Source organism: Xanthomonas sp. SHU 308, assembly GCF_000364645.1.
Classification (GTDB): domain Bacteria; phylum Pseudomonadota; class Gammaproteobacteria; order Xanthomonadales; family Xanthomonadaceae; genus Xanthomonas_A; species Xanthomonas_A sontii.
In genome coordinates, this window is sequence record NZ_AQOK01000016.1 from 1 (window position 1) to 8,266 (window position 8,266).

Annotated in this window: 5 protein-coding genes; 4 read left to right on the plus strand and 1 reads right to left on the minus strand. The window is 70.0% G+C overall.

Annotated features, from left to right (window positions below; all coding sequences use genetic code 11):
- Positions 1–512 precede the first annotated feature (512 nt).
- The 4 genes from D588_RS0100890 (at position 513) to D588_RS0100905 (ending at position 5,403) form a co-directional block, all read left to right on the plus strand.
- A complete protein-coding gene (locus D588_RS0100890) occupies positions 513–2,810 on the plus strand; it encodes a TonB-dependent receptor (protein ID WP_017914639.1) in 2,298 nt (765 codons plus the stop codon).
- 80 nt (positions 2,811–2,890) lie between these two features.
- Complete coding sequence (locus D588_RS0100895; RefSeq protein WP_017914640.1) at positions 2,891–3,961, plus strand: glycerophosphodiester phosphodiesterase; 1,071 nt, start codon at positions 2,891–2,893, stop codon at positions 3,959–3,961.
- Positions 3,962–4,205: 244 nt separating this feature from the next.
- Positions 4,206–4,763: a queuosine precursor transporter gene (locus tag D588_RS0100900; RefSeq protein WP_017914641.1), complete on the plus strand. Its 558-nt coding sequence runs from the start codon at positions 4,206–4,208 to the stop codon at positions 4,761–4,763.
- Positions 4,764–4,875: 112 nt separating this feature from the next.
- Positions 4,876–5,403 (plus strand): hypothetical protein, encoded by a 528-nt coding sequence (locus D588_RS0100905; protein WP_051067812.1) that lies wholly within the window; start codon positions 4,876–4,878, stop codon positions 5,401–5,403.
- A gap of 224 nt (positions 5,404–5,627) precedes the next feature.
- Here the strand turns inward: D588_RS0100905 and glnE are convergent.
- The coding region (glnE, locus tag D588_RS23725; protein WP_017914643.1) for a bifunctional [glutamate--ammonia ligase]-adenylyl-L-tyrosine phosphorylase/[glutamate--ammonia-ligase] adenylyltransferase at positions 5,628–8,266 on the minus strand (2,639 nt) is incomplete at its 5' end.

Below are 8,266 nucleotides of genomic sequence, written 5' to 3' on the forward strand. Positions count from 1 at the left end.
TCCCATCGGGAGAGGGGTTGGGGTGAGGGTACGGCGCGCGCAGACCTGTCGAGGCGAGGACCCAACAGCGCACGCGAACGACGCTCCGAGCGACGCGAGGGCACTGTGCTTCCTGCTCATGTCTGCACGCATCGGCACGTCGTCGGGCTTGGGCGAGGCGTGATCATTGAGGAGGAGCGCACTACAAAACTTTGACGGACGACGCCGTTTTCGACTTTGGAAACAGCATGTTTCGCCGGGTTTCCGACACACACGCCTACATGTGTTCACCACTCGTCATGCATGGCGATCGACGACACTCTGTATCGCATTGATGTCGACACGCGCGCGCGCCACACCGCTTCTTCCGCGATGTCGCACGATGGCGCGCCTGCAGTCATCGTCCTCCTGGCGGCGGCGACACGAACGCCATGCCGCAGGACCGCTGCATGACAACCGCAACGCCGATGACGCCAACCTGCAACGTCGCTGTCGCATCGTGTGCGCACTTCCTTTACGAATCCCCCTTGCGCATGCCTCTCCATTCCCTGCTGAGCACGGCGATCCTCGCCGCCCTGTTGTCGCCCTTCGCCGCCACCGCTGCGGAGCCCGCCGCCGATGGTGTCGCGTCCGACGTGGAGCAACTCGATGCGGTGTCGGTGATCGGCCAGGGCGAGACCCGCCAGGTGCAGCGCATCACCACCCAGGACGTGGCGGTGCTGCCGCCGGGCACCAGCATCCAGAAGCTGCTCAACCGCATTCCCGGCGTCAACGTGCAGTCCAACGACGCCTTCGGCGCCAACGAGGAATCGCAGACCATCAGCCTGCGCGGCTTCAACGGCGTGCGTCTGGGCTACACCCTCGACGGCCTGCCGCTGGGCGACAACGCCTACGGCAACTACAACGGCCTGAACATCAGCCGCGCGCTGATCGCCGAGAACTTCGGCGGCGTGGAACTGGCCTCGGGCATCGGCAGCCTGGGCACGGCCTCCACCAGCAATCTCGGCGGCACGGTGCAGTACTACTCCGACGACCCGTCCACCGAGGTCGGCGTGCGCCTGGCGCAGACCGTGGGCTCGGACAGCAACCGCCGCACCTACCTGCGCCTGGATACCGGCGAGCACAACGGCTTCTCCGCCTACCTGTCCGGCATCTACGCCGACGCCGACATGTGGGCGCCGCCGGGCTCGCCGACCCACACGGCGCAGTTCAACGGCAAGGGCGTGTACCAGTTCGAAGGCGGCAAGATCACCGCCTTCGTCGACACCTCGCGCACCTCGCAGGCCGACTACGCGTACCTGTCCAAGAGCGGCCTGCACCGCGGCCTCGGCTGGGACTGGAATCTGTATGCGCCGGACTGGCAGCGTGCGCTGGCCGCGGCCTATTGCGCCCCGGCCACACGCAACCCCAGCCGCTGCGGCTACAGCGGCGGTGTGGACAACATCGACGACGCCTACTACCAGAGCCGCGCGCTGCGCAACGACGACCTGTACTACCTGGCCGGCGACTTCCAGCCGTCCGATGCGGTGAGCGTGCACACCCAGGTCTACCATCACGAGAACGCAGGCCAGGGCCACTGGTGGTCGCCGGGCCAGCCGTCCTACCCGGGCACGCCGCAGGCGCTGCCGATTTCGATCCGCAGCACCAACTACACCATCAACCGCACCGGCGGCATCGCCTCGCTGGGTTGGGACATCGGCCCGCACCACCTGGAAGCGGGCGTGTGGTACGAGCGCAACAAGCACCACGTGGAGCGCAACTTCTACTGGATCGACGGCCCGATCGACGACGACATCTTCCTGAGCAACCCGAACCGCCGGCTGTTCTCGCAGGACTACGTCATCACCACCAAGCAGGCCTACGTGCAGGGCACCTTCAAGCTGCTCGACGAGCGCCTGACCCTGGACATCGGCGCCAAGAGCCCGCACACCACGATGACCGCGCGCGAGACGCCGGGGATCGCGGTGGAAGCGCCGGTGGCCAACGGCGAACTGAAGGCCAGCAAGGCGCTGCTGCCGCAGGCCGGCCTGAGCTACCGCCTGGCCGAGGGCCAGGAAGTGTTCGCCTCCTACGCCGAGAACATCGCCGCGTTCCAGGGCGGCGGCGCCGGCGGCCCGCTGCTGGTGACGCAGGCCTCGTTCGACGCCAGCGTCGGCGCGCTGCAGCCGGAGAAGTCCAAGACCTTCGAAGCCGGCTACCGCCTGGTGCGCGACCAGTTCGAGGCCTCGCTGGTCGGCTACGACGTCACCTTCGACAACCGCCTGCTCTCGCTCAACCCGTGCCCGAGCATCCAGCAGGGCACCAGCCCGGCGTGCACCACGCGCTTCTTCAACGTCGGCTCGGTGAGCAGCCGCGGCGGCGAGCTGACCTTCATCTGGAAGCCGACCGCGCACCTGCAGTGGTACAACTCGGCCTCGATCAACCGCTCCACCTACGACGACAACTACGTGCAGAACGGCGCGGTCATCCCCACCGCGGGCAAGTCCACCGTGGACACGCCCAAGCGCATGTTCGCCAGCGAACTCAGCTGGACCTGGAACGGCTGGAACGCCAACCTGCGCGGCAAGTACACCGGCCAGCGCTACTACACCTACACCAACGACCAGGGCTTCGGCGGCTACACCTCCTTCGATGCCGGCGCCGGCTACGATTTCGGGGCGGTGTCGTTCCTGCGGGACCTGAAGCTGTCGTTGAACGTCACCAACCTCACCGACAAGCGCTACGCCTCCAACCTCACCGCCTTCAGCAACAGCGATCCGAACGGCCGCTCGCTGGCCTTCCACGCCAGCGCGCCGCGGCAGGCGTTCCTGACCCTGGACGCGCGCTTCTGAGCGCGTCCATCCTGTCCGTCCGCCTCCGAACCGGAACGCATGCGATGATCCGATCCACCTCCTGGTTGTTGGGATGCGCGATGGCCGTGTTGGCGACCACCGCGGCGGCCGCACCGGCCGCCGCCCCTGGCGAGAGCAAGCCGCTGGTGATCGGCCACCGCGGCGCCAGCGCGCTGCGTCCCGAGCACACTCTGGCGTCCTACGCCAAGGCCATCGCCGACGGCGCCGACTTCATCGAGCCGGACCTGGTCTCGACCAAGGACGGCGTGCTGGTGGCGCGCCACGAGAACGAGATCGGCGGCACCACCGACGTGGCCGCGCATCCGGAGTTCGCCGCGCGCAAGACCGTCAAGCAGATCGACGGGCAGCGCGTGGAAGGCTGGTTCACCGAAGATTTCACCCTGGCCGAGCTGAAGACCCTGCGCGCGCGCGAGCGCCTGCCGCAACTGCGCGGCACCGCCTTCGACGGGCAGTTCCAGGTGCCGACCATGGACGAGATCATCGACTTCACCGCGGCCGAATCGGCCACGCGCGGCCGGCCGATCGGGCTGATCCCGGAGATCAAGCACGGCACCTACTTCCGCGGGCTCGGCCTGGCGATGGAAGACAAGCTGGTCGCCACGCTCGATGCGCATGCCTATACGCGCAAGGCGCCGGTGGTGATCCAGTCGTTCGAGATCGGCAACCTGGAATATCTGCACGGCAAGCTCGGCGACACCCATCCGAACGTGCGCCTGGTGCAGTTGCTGGGCGATCCCAAGGAGCGTCCAGGCGACCAGTTGCGCGACGGTCCGACCTACGCGCAGATGGGCAGCGCGCAAGGCCTGCGCGCGATCGCCAAGTACGCGCAGCTGGTCAGCCCGAACCTGCGCGCGATCGTGCCGGTGAGCGCCGACGGCGCCCTGGCTCCGCCCACCTCGTTCGTGGCCGATGCGCATGCGGCCGGCCTGCAGGTGATTCCGTACACGTTCCGTCCCGAGAACTATTTCCTGCCCAAGCAGTTGCAGGACGCGCGCGGCCCGGCCGCGGTGAATGCCGCCGGCAGCATGAAGGAAATGCGCGCGTTGATTGATGCCGGCATCGATGGCTTCTTCACCGACGACCCGGCGGTGGGCCGCGCGGCGGTGGATGGGACGGCGCTGCCGCGGTGAAGCCGAGAATGGGGAATGGGGAATGGGGAATGGGGAATCGCAACAGCGGTTCCCAACGCGGAGTTCCATTTGTAGGAACGGCTTCAGCCGCGATGGAGCCGGGATTGGGGAATAGGGAATGGGGAATCGCAAAAGCGGTTCCCAGCGCGGGGTTCCATTTGTAGGAGCGTGTCCGCACACGGGCATTGGTCATTGGGTGTCCGGGCCGCGATAATGCGCGCCCGCCGCCCCTGCCCCGATCGCCGTGCCGTCCGTTGCCGCTCCCTCGCCCACTTTCGCCGCGCTGACCCCGCGCGCGCTGCTGCTGTCCGTGCTGGCGATGGGCGCGGTGGTGTTGCTGTCGAACGTGCTGGTGCAGTTCCCGATCAACGACTGGTTGACCTGGGGCGCCTTCAGCTATCCGCTGGCGTTCCTGGTCAGCAACCTGATCAACCGCCGCTTCGGCCCGCGCGCGGCGCGGCGGGTGGCCTGGTGCGGGTTCGCACTGGCGGTGCTGCTGTCGATCTGGATCGCCACCCCGCGCATCGCCGCGGCCTCGTGCCTGGCCTTCATCGCCGCGCAGTTGCTGGACATCACCGTGTTCGACCGGCTGCGCCGCGGCCGCTGGTGGCGCGCGCCGATCGTCGCCACCACCTGCAGCGCGACGCTGGACACCACGATCTTCTGGTCGATCGCCTTCGCCGGCTCGGCGCTGCCCTGGCTGAGCTGGGCCGCCGGCGACCTGGCAGTGAAGCTGGGCATCGGCGTGTGCCTGCTGGCGCCGTTCCGCGCGCTGCTGTGGCGGATGGCGCCGACGCGCTGACGGCTGCGCCGCGCTTTGCGCAAGCGCGGCTTCACAAGCGGCCACGACAGACGTTGAACAGGCCATCGGCGGCGCACGTCCCGTGCGCCGCGCCTGCGACGAGACCACGCCCATGCCGCACGACGTCACCCCCGCCCTCGCGCTGAGCGCGCTCAACGCCACCCTGGCGCAACTGCAGCCTGCCGGTACGGCGCTGCCCACGCTGACCACGCCCGCGGTGTCCTGCCCGGAATGGTCCTGCAACACTTTCGCCCCGCTGATGCTGGAGATGGTGCTGCTGCGTCGCGACCGGCCCCTGCGCACACGGCTGTACCTGGCGGACGCGGCGCTGCCGACCTTCGGCGACGGCGACTTCGTCAACCTCGTGCTGCTGGGCGATCCGTCGCAATTGATCCACAACTTCAACATCCTGGTGGACGGCGAGCGGATCTACCTGTTCCAGGCCTACCTCGAGCAGGTCGTGGACGTGGTGCGGGTGTTCGATTCCATGACCTTTTATGCGCTGTGGCACGAGCTGTGTGCCGGCCGCGCCGGCCTGTGGAAGCGCGCCTACCAGGCGCTGTTCGGCGTGGATCCCGACCAGGTGGTGGACACTGATCCCGACGCGGTCTGGTTCCAGTCTCAATACGTCAGCGTGTAGCAATCGCGCCACCGCGGCGCGGAACGGCATGCCGGCGCCGATCGCCGCGACCAAGGCGGCGTGTTTGCGGTGGCATCACGGCGGCGAGCCCAGGCCCTCCGGCCGATTGCAGCCAGCGCCGACGGCGCGCTTTCCGCCGCGACTCGGCGAGACGCGGCGTTGCCGGAGAAGCATGTCGCCACCGACACCACGCGTGCGCACATGCGCTGCCAACAAGGATCGCGCTAGCGTGCCGCGTCGCCGTCCGCACGGCCATCGACGAACACCAGCTCCAGCGCGACCGAGGCCTGTCGGATCGCCGCACGCGCCGCGGCGATCTCGACCGTGGGCGCGGTCAGGCGCGGACGCCGGTCCAGCGTGCAGGCCAGGCCGGCCTCGACCAGCGTGGCATGCGCGGCATGCAGGCTCGCCGCGATGGGCGGCGGCAACCAGCCGCTGTGCGCCAGCGCATCGAGCAGCGCTGGCGTGTCGCGCGGCAACAACAGTGCCGGCTGCTGCGCGGCGCCGAGCAGCACGCCGGCCTGCACCAGGAATTCCAGGTCGACCAGGCCGCCGGCGCCCTGCTTGAGGTCGAAGCGCGCGGCATCGCTGCGGTCCAGTTCGGCACGCATGCGCGCACGCATCTTGCGCACTTCCTCGCGCAGCGCTGCAGGCTCGCGCGGGCGCGCCAGGGTCTGCGCGCGCACCTGCTCGAACTGCTGCAGCAGCGGCGCATCGCCGGCCACGCCGCGCGCGCGCACCAGCGCCTGGTGCTCCCAGGTCCAGGCGCGCTCGCGCTGATACTCGCGGTAGCTGGCCAGCGACGACACCAGCGCGCCCTTGCCGCCGTCCGGGCGCAGGCGCACGTCGATGTCGTACAGGCGGCCGCCACCGGTGACCGCGCCGAGCAACGCGATCACCTTCTGCGCCAGCCGCGCGAACCAACGCCCGCTCTCCAGCGGCCGCGGCCCGACCGACGCTTCGACGCCCGGCGGATGGTCGTACAGGAACACCAGGTCCAGGTCCGAGCCGATGCCCAGTTCCACGCCGCCGAGGCTGCCGTAACCGACGATGGCGAAACTGCCGCCGGACACCTCGCCGTGCGCGGCGACCAGATCGGCACGCGCCAGGCGCAGCACGGTCACCACCACCGCCTCGGCCAGTTGCGCGAGCTGGCGCGCGCTGTCGAGTGCGGGCTGGCGTCGATCCAGCGTCGCCAGGGCGATGCGGAAACTCAGCGCCTGGCGCGCTTCGTTGAGGCCGCGCAGGGCCGCTTCCGGATCGTCGCCGGCGGTGGCGACCGCGGCATCGCACAGCCGCTGCATCGCCGCCTCATCGGGCATCGGGCCATCGACGCGGCTGTCGAGCAGTTCGTCCAGGAGCAGCGGGTGTGCGGCCAGCCGTTCGGACAGGAAGGCGCTGCGCGCCAGCACGTCGACCAGCCGCGCCAGCGCGCTGGGTTGTTCGTCGAGCAGGGCCAGGTAGCTGGCCCGGCGCAGGATCGCCTGCAGCAGGCCGAGCACGCGGTGCAGGGCGGCATCGGCCTGCGCCGAGCGCGCCGCGGCATGCAGCAGCGCCGGCAGCACCCGGTCCAGGCGCGCACGCGCGGCATCGGAGAGCGTGCGCACGCCCAGCGACTGCACGAAACCGCGCAAGGCCTGGTCGGCGCCGTCAGGGTCTGAGAAACCAGCCTCGCGCAGCACCTGCACCTGGCCAGCGTCGGGCAGGCCGCGCCAGTAGTCGGCCAGCGCATCGGGCGCCAGCGCGCGCTCGCGCGGCGCCAGCAGTTCGGCGAACTCGGCGGCGACCCGATCGCGCTGCACCTGCAGCGCTGCGTGCAGCCCGGCCCAGTCGGCATGGCCAAGGCCGAACGCGATGCGCGCGCGATCCAGCGGATCCTCCGGCAACGCGTGGGTCTGCGCGTCGCGCAGCATCTGCAGGCGGTTCTCCACCTGGCGCAGGAAGCGATACGCACGCGCCAGCGCCGCGCCATCCTCGGCGGCGACCTGGCCGGCGGCGACCAGCGCGTGCAGCGCCGGCAACAGGCGGCGTTCGCGCAGCGCGGGTTCGCGGCCGCCGCGGATCAACTGCAGCGACTGCACCAGGAACTCGATCTCGCGGATGCCGCCGGCGCCGCGCTTGATGTCGTCCAGGCGGTCGTGGCGTGCCACTTCGGCGGTGATCGCCGCCTTCATCTCGCGCAGGCCGTCCAGCGCGGTGTAGTCGAGATAGCGCCGGTACACGAACGGGCGCAGCGCCTGCAGCCATTCCTCGCCGGCGGCGATGTCGCCGGCCACCGCGCGCGCCTTCAGCCAGGCATAACGCTCCCAGTCGCGGCCTTCGCGCTGGAAGTACTGGTCCATGCCGGCGAACGACAGCGCCACCCGGCCGGCCGTGCCGAACGGGCGCAGACGCAGATCCACGCGGTGCGCGAAGCCGTCCGCGGTGGTCTCGTCGAGCAGCCGCGCCAGGCGCTGGCCGAGCCGCGCGAAGTATTCCTCGGCGGCCAGCGCCCGCGTGCCATCGGACTCGCCGCCCTGCGGGTAGGCGTAGACCAGATCCACGTCGGAGGAAAAATTCAGCTCGCCGCCGCCGAGCTTGCCCAGGCCGAACACCACCAGCCGCTGCACGCTGCCATCGGCGGCACGGACCACGCCATGACGCGCGGCGAACTCGCCTTCCAGCGCCTGCAGCGCCAACGCCAGGCAGTCCTCGGCCAAGCGCGTGCTGCCGGCCAGGGTCGCATCGACCTCGTCCAGGCCCAGCACGTCGCGCCACACCAGGCGCGCCGAGGCGGCCGCGCGGTAGCGGCGCAACTGCGCCGGCCATGCGGCGGGCTGCGCCGGATCCAGTTGCGGCAGCGGCAACGGCGGCGGATCCGGCA

What these genes read in the sequence shown, in the direction of transcription:
- D588_RS0100890 (WP_017914639.1), top strand. Translation starts at nt 513, where the DNA reads ATGCCTCTCCATTCCCTGCTGAGCACGGCGATCCTCGCCGCCCTGTTG.
- D588_RS0100895 (WP_017914640.1), top strand. Translation starts at nt 2,891, where the DNA reads ATGGCCGTGTTGGCGACCACCGCGGCGGCCGCACCGGCCGCCGCCCCT.
- D588_RS0100905 (WP_051067812.1), top strand. Translation starts at nt 4,876, where the DNA reads ATGCCGCACGACGTCACCCCCGCCCTCGCGCTGAGCGCGCTCAACGCC.